Annotated in this window: 13 protein-coding genes; 8 read left to right on the forward strand and 5 right to left on the reverse strand. The window is 61.2% G+C overall.

From position 1 onward, the window contains the following. Window positions 1–47: 47 nt before the first annotated feature. Complete coding sequence (gene ccmB / locus MME58_RS17370; RefSeq protein WP_055007179.1) at window positions 48–719, reverse strand: heme exporter protein CcmB; 672 nt, start codon at window positions 717–719, stop codon at window positions 48–50. After that, window positions 716–1,357 (reverse strand): cytochrome c biogenesis heme-transporting ATPase CcmA, encoded by a 642-nt coding sequence (gene ccmA, locus MME58_RS17375; RefSeq protein ID WP_055007178.1) that lies wholly within the window; start codon window positions 1,355–1,357, stop codon window positions 716–718. Before ccmA ends, ccmB begins: the two co-directional genes overlap by 4 nt. A 190-nt stretch (window positions 1,358–1,547) precedes the next feature. Between ccmA and fliK the strand changes: the two genes are divergently transcribed. Both fliK and MME58_RS17385 read left to right on the forward strand, forming a co-directional pair. Next, the gene (gene fliK / locus MME58_RS17380) at window positions 1,548–3,176 is read left to right on the forward strand and encodes a flagellar hook-length control protein FliK (protein WP_054985951.1); all 1,629 of its coding nucleotides are present in this window, start codon (window positions 1,548–1,550) and stop codon (window positions 3,174–3,176) included. Continuing rightward, on the forward strand, window positions 3,176–3,499 hold the full coding sequence (locus tag MME58_RS17385) for an EscU/YscU/HrcU family type III secretion system export apparatus switch protein (RefSeq protein ID WP_003370273.1): 324 nt from the start codon (window positions 3,176–3,178) through the stop codon (window positions 3,497–3,499). Before fliK ends, MME58_RS17385 begins: the two co-directional genes overlap by 1 nt. Before the next feature lie 22 nt (window positions 3,500–3,521). Here the strand turns inward: MME58_RS17385 and recR are convergent, their stop codons facing one another. Together recR and MME58_RS17395 are read right to left on the reverse strand one after the other, a co-directional pair. Continuing rightward, window positions 3,522–4,124, reverse strand: a complete 603-nt coding sequence (recR, locus tag MME58_RS17390; protein WP_054985950.1) for a recombination mediator RecR — start codon at window positions 4,122–4,124, stop codon at window positions 3,522–3,524. A 110-nt stretch (window positions 4,125–4,234) separates the two neighbouring features. Next, window positions 4,235–5,119 carry a LysR family transcriptional regulator gene (locus MME58_RS17395; protein ID WP_055007177.1) on the reverse strand — a complete coding sequence of 295 codons (885 nt, stop codon included), beginning with the start codon at window positions 5,117–5,119 and terminating at the stop codon, window positions 4,235–4,237. Between the two features lie 95 nt (window positions 5,120–5,214). Between MME58_RS17395 and MME58_RS17400 the strand changes: the two genes are divergently transcribed. The 5 genes from MME58_RS17400 (at window position 5,215) to MME58_RS17420 (ending at window position 10,480) form a co-directional block, all read left to right on the forward strand. Next, window positions 5,215–6,351, forward strand: coding sequence for a DSD1 family PLP-dependent enzyme (locus MME58_RS17400; RefSeq protein ID WP_055007176.1), 1,137 nt, complete (start codon window positions 5,215–5,217; stop codon window positions 6,349–6,351). Further along, window positions 6,341–6,733, forward strand: a complete 393-nt coding sequence (locus tag MME58_RS17405; protein ID WP_054985947.1) for a RidA family protein — start codon at window positions 6,341–6,343, stop codon at window positions 6,731–6,733. Before MME58_RS17400 ends, MME58_RS17405 begins: the two co-directional genes overlap by 11 nt. A 24-nt stretch (window positions 6,734–6,757) precedes the next feature. Then, entirely contained in the window at window positions 6,758–7,942 is a 1,185-nt protein-coding gene (locus MME58_RS17410; RefSeq protein ID WP_055007175.1) for an NAD(P)/FAD-dependent oxidoreductase, read from the forward strand. Between the two features lie 35 nt (window positions 7,943–7,977). Next, the gene (locus tag MME58_RS17415) at window positions 7,978–8,835 is read left to right on the forward strand and encodes a GNAT family N-acetyltransferase (protein WP_055007174.1); all 858 of its coding nucleotides are present in this window, start codon (window positions 7,978–7,980) and stop codon (window positions 8,833–8,835) included. Window positions 8,836–9,019: 184 nt separating this feature from the next. Next, window positions 9,020–10,480, forward strand: coding sequence for an aldehyde dehydrogenase family protein (locus MME58_RS17420; protein ID WP_054985944.1), 1,461 nt, complete (start codon window positions 9,020–9,022; stop codon window positions 10,478–10,480). Between the two features lie 673 nt (window positions 10,481–11,153). Here MME58_RS17420 and rlmM read toward each other — a convergent pair. Then, window positions 11,154–12,227: a 23S rRNA (cytidine(2498)-2'-O)-methyltransferase RlmM gene (gene rlmM / locus MME58_RS17425; protein ID WP_054985629.1), complete on the reverse strand. Its 1,074-nt coding sequence runs from the start codon at window positions 12,225–12,227 to the stop codon at window positions 11,154–11,156. A 192-nt stretch (window positions 12,228–12,419) separates the two neighbouring features. Here rlmM and acnA point away from each other — a divergent pair, with 192 nt between their 5' ends. After that, entirely contained in the window at window positions 12,420–15,164 is a 2,745-nt protein-coding gene (acnA, locus tag MME58_RS17430; protein WP_055006961.1) for an aconitate hydratase AcnA, read from the forward strand. The last annotated feature ends 28 nt before the right edge of the window (window positions 15,165–15,192 follow it).

The raw sequence follows: 15,192 nt of genomic DNA on the forward strand, positions 1-15,192 counted from the left end.
ATCCAGGGTGTTGACCGGCATCGAGCTCTCGATCCCGGAACCTCAATTTATTCACCGATGCTGATTTTCAGGCCGGCAGCCATCGCAAAGGGCGTCAGGGTGATCGCCAGAGCAGTCAGGCTGCCCAGCCACAGCAGGTAGCCGGTCGCTGGCGTGCCTTGCAACGCGGCTTGCAGCGCAGCGCTACCCAGTATCAACACCGGTATGTACAGCGGCAGAATCAATAATGCCAGCAACAGACCGCCGCGCTTCAAACCTACCGTCAATGCCGCCCCCACTGCGCCCAGCAGGCTGAGCACCGGCGTGCCCAGCAGCAACGACAGCATCAACACCGGCAGGCAGCGCGCCGGCAGCCCCAGCATCATCGCCAGCAAGGGCGACAACAATACCAGTGCCAGCCCGGAAAAAACCCAGTGCGCGAGCACTTTGCTCACGGCCAGGAGGGCCAGCGGGTGCGACGAAAGGACCCACTGCTCCAGCGAACCGTCCTCTAAATCACTGCGAAACAGCCCGTCCAGCGACAGCAACACGGCCAACAGCGCAGCGACCCAGACCAGCCCCGGCGACAAGGCTTGCAACAATTGCGTGTCCGGACCGAGGGCCAGCGGAAACAAGGCGATCACCATTGCAAAGAACACCAGCGGATTGGCCAGCTCTGCCGGACGTCTCGCCAATAACCGGACTTCACGGACGATCAGCAGGGCAAAAACATTGCTCATACGGACCACTGCCCCAGATCGATATCCCGATAACCTTTGGGCAGACGGGTCAGGCTGTGATGGGTGGTCATGATGATCATCCCGCCCTTTTCACAGTGCGCGGCAAGGTGATGTTCCAGTTGGTCGATGCCCTGGCGGTCAAGCGCGGTGAACGGCTCATCGAGCAGCCAGAGTGGCGGACCCGGCAAGTACAAGCGCGCCAGTGCGACGCGGCGCTGCTGCCCGGCCGACAAGGTGTGACAAGGCACATCCTCGAAACCTGCCAGCCCGACCGCGTCAAGCGCCTTGAGAACGGTATCGGCATCGGCTGGCTGATGGAGCGCGCACAGCCAGAAAAGATTTTCCAGCGGCGTCAGCAGATCCTTGAGCGCTGGCGCATGACCAATCCACAACAGGCTGCGCCCCGGCGCTGCTGGCTGACTGGCCAAGGGCTGCCCGTTGATCAACACGTGCCCTGATGTGGGTTGCATCAACCCGCACAGCACACGCAACAGGCTGGTCTTGCCACTGCCATTGGGGCCGCTGACCTGCAGCATGTCTCCTGGGGTCACCTGCAGCTCAAGATTTTCGAACAGCATTCGCCAGTCCCGCTCACACGCCAGAGCCGTCGCTTGCAAAAATGGGGTGACTGGGGTCATCGAGCGTTTCCAGTGCTGTTGCGTCGCGAAATGTACCGAAACAGACACATCCGGAGTAAAAGGCGGTTCAAGTCAGAATTGATGCGGCCGTTACATGAAGAGAAGTTAATGACGGCCGGTCCGGTTTCGGCCGGTATTATACATGCGAGTCCTGTTATCAAAGGGGCAATTTCCTCAGGTCGATATTTCAATGACAGGCGACATCACCAGCGTTCCGGCGACAATCCCGACCACCACACTGCTGCGCGCCGGCATCTCCCCTGCCCAGGTGCTGACCTTGCTGCAATCGGCGGAAAATCTGATTCCCGAAGGCGAAACCGTCGACGCCGAAGTGCTGACCCTCAAGCAGGTCAACCAGAACTTCCAGTTGCTGCTGCGCCTGGTACTCGCCAATGGCAGCCTGACCAACCTGCCGGTCACCAGCAGCGTACCGTTCACGCCCGGCAGCCTGCTGCAAGTGGCGCAGGCGTCACCCAACGAGCTGACCCTGACGCTGCAACAGATCAACAGCGCACTGAAAAACTCGATGACCAGCATCGATACGCAGCAGTTGCCGGTCGGCACGCTGTTGCAGGGCAAGGTCATGACCAGCCAAGTGATCGCGCAGGCGGTCAATCAGCTGGCCGCGCAGAACCCGGCCGCCGCGACACCCGTTTACCGGTCCATCGTCATGCTGCTCAATACTGCGCTGGCGGGTTCCAGCCTGACCATCGAAAGTCCGCAGCCGCTGACGGTCGGCAGTCTGCTGAGCGCGCAGGTACAAGGCAACCAGGCGCTCAACTTCGTTGCCCTGCCCGGCCGCTTCGATCAACTGGCCGTGGCGCAGCAACTGGCCGCTCAGCAAAACCGTCAGGGCTCGCTGGATAACCTGATCAATGCCTTGCAAAACCTGCAGTCGGCCAGCCCTGCCAATGCCGGCAACTCAGGAATCAGCGCCCCGTTGCAAGCCAGCATTAACCAGCTCCTGGCCGATCTGCCCGACATCGAGCAGATGAGCACCCCGAAAGGCGTCGCCCAGGCACTTAATGCCAGCGGGGTATTTATGGAAGCGAAGCTGCTTGCCGGCCTGAACCCCGCGCAGCTGCCGGACATGAAAGCCAACCTGATGCGCCTGATCGCGCAGATCCTCCCCGGCCTGCCGGACAACACCTCTTACGGCGCCGCGGCGGCGTCCAATACCCTCGCTCGTGCCATGCCCAATTCGATTCGCAATGCGCTGGGCACTCTCGGACTGGTCGCCGCCCGAACCCAGCCGAGCAGCTTTCCCCTGCCGTCGCGCAATGTTAGCGGTGGCGAGAAGGAAGAGGATCTGGAGATTCTGCTCAAGCTGGCCGCTGCCGCCGTTTCGCGCCTGCAAAGCCACCAACTGGGCGGACTGGAACAGACCCGTACCAACGCTGATGGCACTCAGGTAACCACCTGGCAGCTGGAAGTACCCATGCGCAACGCACACGACATCGTACCGTTGCAGGTCAAGGTGCAGCGCGAAGACAAGCCTGATCAGGAAGCTGCCGAAGACCGCGACGATGTCGACATCAAGGACACCCGGGAAAAGCTCTGGAAAGTCGATCTGGCGTTCGACCTCGAGCCGTTGGGGCCCTTGCAGGTGCACGCGCAGTTGCTGCGCGGCACGCTGTCCAGCCAACTGTGGGCCGAGCGTCCCGACAGCGCAGCATTGATCGAACATGAGCTGGGGTATCTGCGCGAACGGCTGATAGCGTGCGGCCTGGCGGTGGGCGAGCTGGCCTGCAGTCACGGCGCACCGCCAAGCGGACCGCGCACCGCACTTGAACAACGCTGGATCGACGAGAACGCCTGATGAGCCTACCCGACCACACTCCGCGCCAGGCTATTGCCCTCAGCTATGACGGCCAGCACGCTCCGACACTCAGCGCCAAGGGCGACGACCAATTGGCCGAGGCGATTCTGGCCATTGCCCGCGAGTATGAAGTGCCGATCTACGAGAACGCCGAACTGGTCAAGCTGCTGGCACGCATGGAGCTGGGCGACAGTATTCCCGAGCCGCTGTACCGCACGATTGCCGAAATCATTGCGTTCGCCTGGCACCTGAAAGGCAAGTTCCCGGCAGGTCAGGACCCTGATGCCCCGCCTGTAGAACGAGACATTACGCCGCGCTATTGATTAGCGGCAGCGCTGGCCGGCATCACAGCGCAATCGGCTTGCGCCCTGCAAACGAATGCGCCAGGGTGCCACCGTCGACCAGATCCAGCTCGCCACCCAGCGGTACGCCGTGGGCAATGCGCGAAGCGATCAGGCCCTTGTCGTGGAGCAACTGAGCGATGTAGTGCGCCGTCGCTTCGCCTTCCACGGTCGGGTTGGTGGCAAGGATCACTTCAGTGAACGTACCTTGCTGACTGATACGCTCCATCAGCTGCGGAATGCCGATGGCTTCCGGGCCCAGGCCGTCGAGCGGCGACAGATGGCCCTTGAGCACGAAATAGCGACCGCGATAACCGGTCTGCTCTACCGCATAGACATCCGTCGGGCCTTCGACCACACACAGCAGCGTGTCATCCCGACGCGGATCTGCGCATTGCGGGCAGAGTTCCTCTTCGGTCAACGTGCGGCATGAGCGGCAGTGCCCAACGCCCTCCATCGCCTGTCCCAGCGCCTGCGCCAGTCGCGAACCACCGCTGCGGTCGCGCTCCAGCAGCTGCAACGCCATGCGTTGAGCGGTTTTCTGACCGACGCCCGGCAGTACGCGGAAGGCATCGATCAACTGGCGAATCAGGGGGCTGAAGCTCATGGAGAAAAATCCGACAAAAACACAAGACGCGGTTTATACCCGCGCGTTGCCGTGAGCGTCAATTGAGGTATTCAACCCTGCGACCAACAGCGCACCGGTGTTTTCCTGAATCAGGCCTTCAAGGCCGTCTCCAGAAACTCCATCAGCGCCTGCACTCGCGCGCTGCGGTGCTTGCGCACGGGCACCAGCAGGTTGATCGGCGCGCTGGCCAGTTGCCAATCGGCCAGCACCCTCACCAGCCTGCCGCTGGCAATGGCATCGCTGACGTCCCACTGCGAGCGCAACACGATGCCCGCCCCCTGCTCGGCCCAGCGCCGGGCGACCGAGCCATCGTTGCTGAGCAGCGCCGGCTCGATGCGCAGCGTCTTCTTCACCTGGCCCTTGCTCAGGTGCCACAGGGTGACGTCTTCATCGTTTTCGCGAATGCAGATACAGCGATGACGGGCCAGCTCTTCAGGCGTCGAGGGCACGCCATGCTGCTCGAGATACGCCGCACTGGCGCACAGCCAGCGATGATTCTGTGCCAGCGGTCTGGCGATCCACAGGCTGTCATTGAGGCTGCCGATGTGAATCACTGCGTCGCTGTCATGACGATCCGGCCATGGCGTTTCACGCAGGTCCAGGTGCAGACATAATTGCGGATGCAGTTTGGCAAAGCGTGCCAGCAGCGGCGCGATGCGCTGGCGACCGTAACCAAACGGCGCTGCCAGACGCAGCGTGCCCGCCAGTCGTTCGTCGCGCTGCCTGAAGGATTCCGGAAGAGCCTCCAGCTGCTCCAGCAAATGCGCGCTTTCCCGTGCGAAACGTTCGCCATCGGCCGTCAGGCTCAGGCGCCTGGCATCGCGATTGGCCAGGGTAATGCCCAACTGCGCCTCCAGCTTGCGCAAGCGCATCGACAGCGCGGGCGGCGAGACATTCAGAACCCTGGCGGCAGCGCTCAGCGACTCACAGCGCGACAAGGCCACGGCCAGGCGCAGGTCTTCAAAGGCAATCATTCAGTTCAGTTTAAGGATTGATGACGCCACATTGAACCACAGCTTCATTATCCGTGAGTAGACTCACTGCCATACCTGTCACCCGAGCTCAGCCCATGTCAGCCTCCCTGTCTTCTCTCGATACGCCTGTTGCGTTGCTTGATATACCGCGCATGCAGCGCAATATCCTGCGCATGCAACAACGCATGAATGGCCTGGGCGTGCGTTTGCGTCCGCACGTCAAGACCAGCAAGTCCCTGCCGGTCATTCAGGCGCAGATTGCCGCAGGTGCCAGCGGCGTCACGGTGTCGACCCTGAAGGAGGCCGAACACTGCTTTGCCGAAGGTATCGATGACGTGTTCTATGCCGTCGCCATTGCCCCCGGCAAACTGGATCAGGCGCTCAGACTGCGGCGCAGCGGCTGCCGCCTGAGCATCCTGACCGACAGCGTCGTAGCTGCCCAGGCGATAGTCGCCTTCGGTCAGAGCCATGACGAGCGCTTCGACGTCTGGATCGAAATCGATTGCGACGGTCATCGCTCCGGGCTGACCGTGGAGGATCCCTCGCTTGTCGAAGTCGCGAGAGCCCTGGTCGAGGGCGGTATGCACCTGCGTGGGGTCATGACCCATGCCGGCTCCAGTTACGACCTCGACACTCCTGAAGCGCTGCAAGCCCTGGCTGAACAGGAGCGCAGGCTCTGTGTCTGCGCTGCCGAGCGCATTCGCCAGGCAGGACTGCCCTGTGCGGAAGTCAGCATCGGCTCGACGCCTACCGCGCTGTCGGCGCAGAGCCTGCAAGGCGTCACCGAAGTGCGCGCCGGGGTCTATGTATTCTTCGACCTGGTGATGCACAACGTTGGCGTGTGCAGGAAAGATGAACTGGCTCTGAGCGTGCTGACCACGGTCATCGGCCACCAGCGGGACAAGGGCTGGATCATTGTCGACGCGGGCTGGATGGCAATGAGTCGGGACCGTGGCACCCAACGCCAGCGTCAGGATTTCGGCTACGGCCAGGTGTGTGCGGAAACCGGTGAGTGGATCGAAGGCGCGCGGGTGACCGGTGCCAATCAGGAGCACGGCATCATCACGCTTGCCGCAGACAGCCACGCAGACATCACTGCGTGTTTCCCCATCGGCAGCCGATTGCGCATTCTGCCCAACCACGCCTGCGCCACCGGTGCGCAGTTCCCGAACTACCACGCCTGCGATGCCGACGGCGCAGTCCACACCTGGAGTCGCCTGCATGGCTGGTGATATCGGACTGATTCGCACGGCACTGGCCGCTGCGCCAGGCGGGCATTATTCACAGGCTGTGTTGCATCAGGGCACGCTGCATGTGTCCGGGCAACTCCCGGTGCGCGCCGATGGCAGCCCCAGCGTCGAACAACCGTTCGAGGTCCAGGCCGCGATTGCACTGGACAATCTGCTCGCGATACTGAGTGCCGCAGGTTGCGGCACGGATGATCTGCTCAAGGTGACGGTCTACGTCGCAGGTATCCAGCACTGGCCTGCTTTCGACCGGATCTACGCAGGCTATCTGGGCGAACATCGTCCGGCCCGCGCTGTGGTGCCGGTCGCGGAGTTGCACCACGGCTATCTGATCGAAATCGAAGCTCTGGCCCGCAGCGGGCGATGAATTGAACATGGCCGGAAGCAGCTCATGACCCGACAAAAAAGTGATGTTCTGATTATCGGCGGCGGTTTCATGGGTTCGTCGTCAGCTTTTTTCCTGCGCCGGCACGGTCGCTCGGTAACCCTGCTGGAACGAGACCAGATCGGCCAGTACGCCAGCGGAGTGAATTTCGGCAACGTGCGCCGCCAGGGACGGTTTCTCGGCCAGCTGGAGCTGTCCAATCGTTCCTGGGCGTTGTGGAAACGCCTGCCGGAGCTGATCGGCGAAGATCTGGAGTTCATCCCCAGCGGGCATATGCGGGTCTGCTATCGCGATGACGAAATCGCTGAACTGGAAGCTTACGCCGCGGCCCCGGAAGCGCGAGAGCTGGATTTGCAGATTCTCTCCGGCAAGGCCCTGCATGAACGTTTTCCATTCCTTGGGCCTGAAGTCAAAGGCGGCTCCCATGCGCCTCACGATGGCCATGCCAACCCACGCCTGGCGGCCCCGGCATTTGCCCGGGCGGCGATCCGGGCCGGGGCCAGAATCGAGGAGCGCACCGAGGTGCTCAATGTGCAGAAGGTGGGCGGTGAGTTTCATGTCACCACTGCCGGTGGGCAATTATTCATCGCCGAACAGTTGCTCATCACTGCCGGAGCCTGGGCGGCCAGACTGGCGGAGCAATTCGGCGAACCGGTCCCCCTTGAGCCGAACGGCCCTCAGATGTCGGTGACCGAACCGGTGCCTTACGCAATGCCGACGGTGATCGGGGTATTTACCAAAATCAAGGAAGAAGTGATCTATTTCCGGCAGATCCCGCGCGGCAACATCATCATCGGCGGCGGTAACCGCATCACCCCGGACATGATCAACCGCCGTGCCTTTTTCAAGCCGGAAAGCCTGATCAACCAGATGAAGCAAATGAAACGCCTTTTGCCGGGCGCGGAGAAGCTGAACATCATCCGTGTCTGGAGCGGCATCGAGAGCTACACACCGGACTCACTGCCGATCATGGGCCGTAGCGGCAAGGTGGACGGTCTGTTCTATACGTTCGGCTTTTGCGGCCACGGCTTCCAGCTCGGGCCCGGCGTCGGCGATGTGATGGCCGAACTGATCAGCACCGGCAGCACGCGCACCTTGATCAGCCCGTTCGATATTCGCCGCTTTACCGACCCGACGGCCATCGCGATGCCGTTCACGTCCAGCCTGATGAGTAGCGGCAAACTCGTATGAGCCGAACCGATCCTGACCTTTATAACGGAGCCCCCATGTCGGCGACCCCAGATGCACACTATCGATATCGCCCGGTGACTGCAGCGGACATTCCGGCCGCGCATGCCCTTTCGCTCAACCTCAAATGGCCGCACCGCGAAGAGGACTGGGCGATGGTGCAACGCACCTCCGAAGGTTTTGTCGCCGAGCATGACGGCCAACTGGTTGGCGTGGCATTCACCTGCCATCAGGGCGACTGGTCATCGATCGGCCTGGTGATTGTCAGCGATGAGCATCAGGGCAAAGGCATCGGCCGCCGCCTGATGCACCTGTGCATTGACGCAACCGCACCGCGCACACCCATCCTCAACGCCACAGAACTGGGCGCGCCACTTTATCGCAGCCTTGGTTTCGTCGATTTTGCGCGAATCCAGCAGCATCAGGGCATTCCTAATGGGTCAGGCCTGACGACACCGAGCGACGGTTTGCCCATTCGCTCACTTGGCGCAGCGGACCATGCGCAATTGATCAGGCTGGCCAACGCAGGCAGCGGTCTGGACCGAACCGCTGTGCTGACCGATCTGCTCCGCGATGCAGAGCAGGCGGTCGGTATCGAACACCAAGGGCAATTACAGGGTATCGCCCTGCTGCGCCGCTTCGGCCGGGGTCATATCATCGGCCCGCTGGTCGCCCATGATGCAGATCAGGCCCGGCGCATGATTGCCCACCTGCTGCACCGAATTCCCGGCATGTTCGTGCGCTTCGACATTCTGGCTGATTGCGGACTGGCACCGTGGCTTGAGCGCCTGGGCCTGCCATGTGTCGACAGGGCACCGCGTATGGTGCTCGGGACGCCTCCGCCATCGAGTCGTGACGTACGGCAGTTTGCGCTGGTGACTCAGGCGATTGGCTGAAATCAGCGCGGATAAAGCGCCGAAACAGGTCCGCGATGTTAGCGGGATGCATACAGCAGAATATTCTTTGCAACTCCGCAGATCGGCGCTTTTTATCCCGAACGCTTTGTTAGCTTATGGCTATCGAACGGCCCGATCTCAAATGGCCCGGCCTTGCCCATCATCGCTCCAGGGAGCCCGCTGGATGACCACACAGTCCTTGAACAGCCATCGCGTCGACCCCGACACTGCGCAGAAATTCTATATCGATGGCCGCTGGTCTGCGCCGCTCGACCCGACCAGTATTGCGGTAATCAACCCTGCAACTGAAGAGGTCGTGGCGCATGTCGCAAGCGGCACAGCCGCCGATGTCGACCGGGCGGTTACGGCAGCACGCGCAGCCTTTGCGGGCTGGTCCGGCACACCACCGCACGTTCGGGCCGAGATAATCGGCCGGATCCATGCACTTATTCTCGAGCGCAAGGAGCAACTGGCGCAGGCGATCTCGCTGGAAATGGGCGCTGCGATCAGTTCTGCGCGGGCCATGCAGGTACCGCTTGCCGCAGAACATGTGCGTGTTGCGCGTGACCTGCTGGCAACCTATCGCTTCCAGAACGTCGAAGGCGGCACGGCGATTGAACGCGAGCCCATTGGCGTGTGCGGCCTGATCACGCCATGGAACTGGCCGTTGTATCAAATCACTGCAAAAGTTGCCCCGGCCATTGCCGCTGGCTGTACGGTGGTGCTCAAACCCAGCGAACTGTCGCCGCTGAGCGCCTTACTGTTCGCACAGTTGGTGCATGACGCCGGTCTGCCACCGGGGGTATTCAATCTGGTCAATGGCAGCGGCCCCGAAGTAGGTGGTGCGATGGCGGCGCACCCTGACATCGACATGATCTCGATCACCGGTTCCAATCGCGCAGGTGCACTGGTTGCGCAGGCTGCCGCACTGACCGTCAAACGGGTAACCCAGGAACTGGGCGGCAAGTCGCCAAACATCCTATTGCCTGACGCCGACTTCGCCAAAGCCGTGCCACCCGGTGTGATGGCCGCATTCCGTAATGTTGGCCAGTCGTGCAGTGCGCCGACGCGGATGATCGTGCCCAGGAGCCGGCTGGCAGAAGTCGAAGCGCTGGCCGCCGAGACGGCCGGGGCGATTATTGTCGGTGATCCGCAGTCGGAAGGCACAGTTCTGGGGCCGATTGCCAACGAGGCACAGTTCCACCGCGTACAGGCCATGATCGATGCAGGGCTGAGCGAAGGCGCGAAGCTGGTCTGCGGCGGTCCAGGACGTGTGAACGGTCATGAGCGAGGCTTCTATACGAGGCCAACGGTGTTTTCCGAAGTGGACTCTTCCATGCGTATCGCCAGGGAAGAGATATTCGGCCCGGTGCTGTGCCTGATTGCCTACGACACGGTTGACGAGGCCGTGGCGATCGCCAATGACACGGTCTACGGTCTCGGCGCGCATGTACAGGGTCAGGATCTTGCTGTGGCACGTTCGGTCGCTTCGCGTATTCGTGCCGGGCAGGTGCATCTGAATTATCCCGCCTGGAACCCGATGGCTCCGTTCGGTGGCTATAAGCGTTCGGGTAACGGCCGCGAGTACGGTGTGCAGGGTTTTGAAGAGTATCTGGAGACCAAGGCTATCGTGGGGTTTTGTTGAGTGGTGCTTGTGATAGGCGTTTTTTGAGCTGTTGGGTTAAAAGCGCGGACGACTATCGTGTCGACGCTCCGCGCTGGAATGCAGTTCGTGACGCTCTGCGTCACACGGCGGTTCTGTGATGTCAGGGGGATTGGGGTTCGACTCAGGTCAGCTTTTGATTATCGTGCCGACGCTCCGCGTGGGCATGCAGTTCGTGACGCTCTGCGTCACACAGCGGTTCTGTGATGTCAGAGGGATTGGGGTTCGACTCAGATCAGCTTTTCGCCCCTCGGCGAGTTACTTTGATGGGGCCAAAGTAACCAAACCCCCTGGCTCCGTTTCCGGCCCGACTGCGTCGGGTTCCTTCGTCCTGACACTGATCCGCGGGTCGCCGCAACGGGCCATCCATGGCCCGGTGCGGCTAGCCTGGCGTCCTGCCAGGCTACCCCCGGATCAGCGCCAGGACTCAGCCGTCACTTACGTCGCACTCTGCGCCGTCTGGGCCATCGCGGTGAAAAGCGTTTTAGAGCTGTTTGGCTAAAAGCACGGATGATTATTGACTATCGTGCCGACGCTCCGCGTCGGCATGCAGTTCGTGACGCTCCGCGTCACACGGCGGTTCTGTGGTGTCAGGGGGATGATTATCGTGCCGACGCTCGGCACGGTAGTCAAAAGCGCTTTTTAAAGTAAGAAATCACTTTCTCGCCGTTTTGGCGACGTCGAGCCTGCGCAGGTGGCAGGTGACTTCCTCGCGGTCGTGGTAGAGCTGTTTGCAGCCGATGGCCACCCGTACCCCTCTCGCCTGAAAGCCTTCTTCGATGCGGTCGAGCAGTCGGCGCACTTCCGCGTAGCGCTGTTTCATTGGCAGTTTGAGGTTGACCACTGCTTCGCGGCACAGGCCTTCACCCAGCCAGGTTTCCAGCAGCGCCGCATTGCGGGCAGGCTTTTCGACGATGTCACAGACCATCCAGTCCACAGGGTGACGAGGCTTGTAGGTGAAACCGTCAGCCATCAGATGCTGCACCAAGCCTGTGTCCATCAGGCTTTCTGCCATCGGTCCGTTATCGATGGCAGTCACCAGCATGCCCCGGCGCACCAGTTGATACGTCCAGCCACCCGGTGCAGCTCCGAGGTCCACGCCGGTCATATCACCGGAAAGACGCTCGTCCCACTGGTCTCGGGGAATGAAATGGTGCCACGCCTCTTCGAGCTTCAGGGTAGAACGGCTGGGTGCCTCGCGGGGGAATTTGAGGCGCGGGATGCCCATCGGCCACATTGCGGAGTTATCGGCCTCGGCCACACCTAGAAACACTTCACGACCACTCTTGAACGTCAGCAGCAGACGCGGCTTGCGCGGATCATCCACCAGCTTGCCAGCCTGAGTCAGAGCCTTGCGCAAAGGTGCCTCGAACTTCTTGCAAAAATTCGACAGTTCCTTGCCATCATTGGTATCCACCACCTCCAGCCACAGGCTGCCGCAGGTCGGGAACGCCGAAAGCTGCGCAAGAATCACACTGACCCGATCGGTCTCCGGCAAATCGAGGAACAGGCCACGAGCCCATTGCCGGGGAAAGATCAACTGATCGAAGCGCTGGCCGCTCATCAGCCGCTCGGCACCATCCGCCTCGGTGCAGATGAATTCGGCGCAGGCCGTGTCAGGACGTGCCTTGGCATACCCGGCAACGTCAAGGCGTGCGGCGTGATCGGATATTTCCGAACAGACTTCGCCTTCAAAACCGGGTCTGCAATGCATAAACAGTGTATTCATGGGTTACTCCTGGGCAATGGGCACTCGGGCGTAACCCCGCAGACTTGAAAGCCGCGCATGATAGCCCAATCCAGGAACCACTGGTGCAGCCGAACAGTCCACAGAACCTGAAGCCTGATGCGGCGCTCCCGACCTGATGCACATGGAGCGCATTAACCGATGTTCGGAGAACATTCCTGAAAGGAGACATTCATGCCCTCCCTCGATAGCCTGAAAAGCCTTGCAACGCTGGAAATCGATAACAAGACCTACCACTACTTCAGCTTGCCGGAGGCGGCCCGATCGCTGGGCGATCTGGACAGGTTGCCCATGTCACTCAAGGTGCTGCTGGAAAACCTGCTGCGCTGGGAAGACAACAAGACGGTAACCGGCAATGACCTCAAAGCCATCGCCGACTGGCTGACCGAACGCCGTTCGGACCGGGAAATTCAATACCGCCCCGCCCGCGTGCTGATGCAGGATTTCACCGGTGTACCGGCGGTAGTCGACCTGGCCGCCATGCGTGCTGCCGTGGCCAAGGCTGGCGGTGACCCACAGCGTATCAACCCGCTGTCCCCAGTAGACCTGGTGATCGACCACTCGGTGATGGTCGACAAGTTCGGCAACCCCGAGGCATTCGGCGAGAACGTCGATATCGAGATGCAGCGTAACGGTGAACGCTACGCGTTCCTGCGCTGGGGCCAGAGTGCTTTCGATAACTTCAGCGTAGTACCGCCCGGCACCGGCATTTGCCATCAGGTAAACCTTGAATACCTGGGTCGTACCGTATGGACCAAGGAAGAAGACGGTCGCACCTACGCGTTCCCCGACACTCTGGTCGGCACCGACTCCCACACCACAATGATCAATGGCCTGGGCGTGCTGGGCTGGGGCGTGGGCGGGATCGAAGCAGAGGCGGCGATGCTCGGCCAGCCGGTGTCGATGCTGATCCCGGAAGTCATCGGTTTCAGACTGACCGGCAAATTGAAAGAAGGCATCACCGCCACCGATCTGGTACTGACCGTAACCCAGATGCTGCGCAAGAAAGGCGTGGTGGGCAAGTTTGTCGAGTTCTACGGTGACGGGCTGGCTGATCTGCCGCTGGCAGACCGCGCGACCATTGCCAACATGGCACCGGAGTATGGCGCGACCTGTGGTTTCTTCCCGGTCGATGATGTGACACTTGACTACCTGCGTCTGTCCGGACGCCCCGACGCAACCGTCAAACTGGTCGAGGCTTACTGCAAGGCACAGGGCCTGTGGCGTCTGGCAGGTCAGGAGCCGGTGTTCACCGACAGTCTGGAGCTGGACATGAGCACGGTGGAAGCCAGCCTTGCAGGCCCCAAACGCCCTCAGGATCGTGTCGCGCTGCCGAATGTGTCCAAGGCATTCAGCGATTTCCTCGGTCTGCAGGTCAAGCCCGCCAAGGTCGATGAAGGTCGCCTTGAAAGCGAAGGCGGCGGCGGTGTCGCGGTGGGCAACGAGGCTCAGGTCAGCGGCGAAACCCAGTATGAGCACAACGGCCAGACCCATCACCTGAAAGACGGTGCCGTAGTTATCGCGGCAATCACCTCCTGCACCAACACTTCCAACCCCAGCGTGATGATGGCCGCCGGGCTGGTGGCGAAAAAAGCTGTCGAAAAAGGCCTGCAGCGCAAGCCCTGGGTGAAAAGTTCGCTGGCACCCGGCTCGAAAGTCGTGACTGATTACTACAATGCAGCAGGCCTGACTCAATACCTCGACGCGCTGGGCTTCGATCTGGTGGGCTATGGTTGCACCACCTGCATCGGTAACTCCGGCCCGCTGCTGGAGCCTATCGAAAAAGCCATTCAGCAGTCCGACCTGACAGTCGCCTCCGTACTGTCGGGCAACCGCAACTTCGAGGGCCGCGTCCATCCGCTGGTCAAGACCAACTGGCTGGCCTCACCGCCATTGGTGGTCGCCTACGCACTGGCAGGCTCGGTGCGCATCGACATCAGCAGCGAACCGCTGGGCGAGGGGTCGGATGGCAAACCGGTTTACCTGCGCGATATCTGGCCAAGCCAGCAGGAAATCGCCGACGCGGTGGCCAGCGTCAACACCGGCATGTTCCACAAGGAATACGCCGAAGTCTTCGCCGGTGACGAACAATGGCAGGCCATCGAAGTGCCGCAGGCGGCCACTTATGTCTGGCAGGATGACTCCACGTACATTCAACACCCGCCATTCTTCGAAGACATCGGCGGTCCACTGCCGGTTATCGAAGACATCGAAAACGCGAGCATCCTCGCCTTACTGGGCGACTCGGTGACCACCGACCACATCTCGCCCGCCGGTAATATCAAGGTCGACAGCCCCGCCGGGCGCTACCTTCAGGAGAAAGGCGTCAAGTATCAGGACTTCAACTCCTACGGCTCACGCCGCGGCAACCATGAAGTGATGATGCGTGGGACCTTTGCCAACATCCGCATCCGCAATGAAATGCTCGGTGGCGAGGAAGGCGGCAATACAGTGCATGTGCCGTCCGGCGAGAAGCTGGCGATTTACGATGCTGCCATGCGCTATCAGAAGGAAGGCACCCCGCTGGTGATCATTGCCGGTCTGGAATACGGTACCGGCTCAAGCCGCGACTGGGCGGCCAAAGGCACCAACCTGCTGGGCGTCAAGGCGGTCATTGCCGAAAGCTTCGAACGGATACATCGCTCGAATCTGGTCGGTATGGGCGTACTGCCACTGCAGTTCAAGAACGGCCAGACCCGCAAGACCCTCGGCCTGACCGGCAAGGAAACCCTGAAAATCACCGGGCTGACCCACGCCGATGTGCAACCCGGCATGAGCCTGACCCTGCATATCGACCGCGAGGACGGCAGCAAGGAAACGGTCGATGTGCTGTGCCGCATTGATACGCTCAATGAAGTGGAATACTTCAAATCAGGAGGCATTTTGCATTACGTGTTGCGACAGCTGATCGCGTCCTGACAGGCAATGCCTGATACCCGGGAATGGA

Origin of the sequence: Pseudomonas syringae pv. tagetis, assembly GCF_022557255.1 — a bacterium.
In the GTDB taxonomy this organism is placed as follows: domain Bacteria; phylum Pseudomonadota; class Gammaproteobacteria; order Pseudomonadales; family Pseudomonadaceae; genus Aquipseudomonas; species Aquipseudomonas caricapapayae.

Coding starts and splice junctions, on each gene's coding strand:
- ccmB (WP_055007179.1), bottom strand. CDS start 719: ATGAGCAATGTTTTTGCCCTGCTGATCGTCCGTGAAGTCCGGTTATTG.
- ccmA (WP_055007178.1), bottom strand. CDS start 1,357: ATGACCCCAGTCACCCCATTTTTGCAAGCGACGGCTCTGGCGTGTGAG.
- fliK (WP_054985951.1), top strand. CDS start 1,548: ATGACAGGCGACATCACCAGCGTTCCGGCGACAATCCCGACCACCACA.
- MME58_RS17385 (WP_003370273.1), top strand. CDS start 3,176: ATGAGCCTACCCGACCACACTCCGCGCCAGGCTATTGCCCTCAGCTAT.
- recR (WP_054985950.1), bottom strand. CDS start 4,124: ATGAGCTTCAGCCCCCTGATTCGCCAGTTGATCGATGCCTTCCGCGTA.
- MME58_RS17395 (WP_055007177.1), bottom strand. CDS start 5,119: ATGATTGCCTTTGAAGACCTGCGCCTGGCCGTGGCCTTGTCGCGCTGT.
- MME58_RS17400 (WP_055007176.1), top strand. CDS start 5,215: ATGTCAGCCTCCCTGTCTTCTCTCGATACGCCTGTTGCGTTGCTTGAT.
- MME58_RS17405 (WP_054985947.1), top strand. CDS start 6,341: ATGGCTGGTGATATCGGACTGATTCGCACGGCACTGGCCGCTGCGCCA.
- MME58_RS17410 (WP_055007175.1), top strand. CDS start 6,758: ATGACCCGACAAAAAAGTGATGTTCTGATTATCGGCGGCGGTTTCATG.
- MME58_RS17415 (WP_055007174.1), top strand. CDS start 7,978: ATGTCGGCGACCCCAGATGCACACTATCGATATCGCCCGGTGACTGCA.
- MME58_RS17420 (WP_054985944.1), top strand. CDS start 9,020: ATGACCACACAGTCCTTGAACAGCCATCGCGTCGACCCCGACACTGCG.
- rlmM (WP_054985629.1), bottom strand. CDS start 12,227: ATGAATACACTGTTTATGCATTGCAGACCCGGTTTTGAAGGCGAAGTC.
- acnA (WP_055006961.1), top strand. CDS start 12,420: ATGCCCTCCCTCGATAGCCTGAAAAGCCTTGCAACGCTGGAAATCGAT.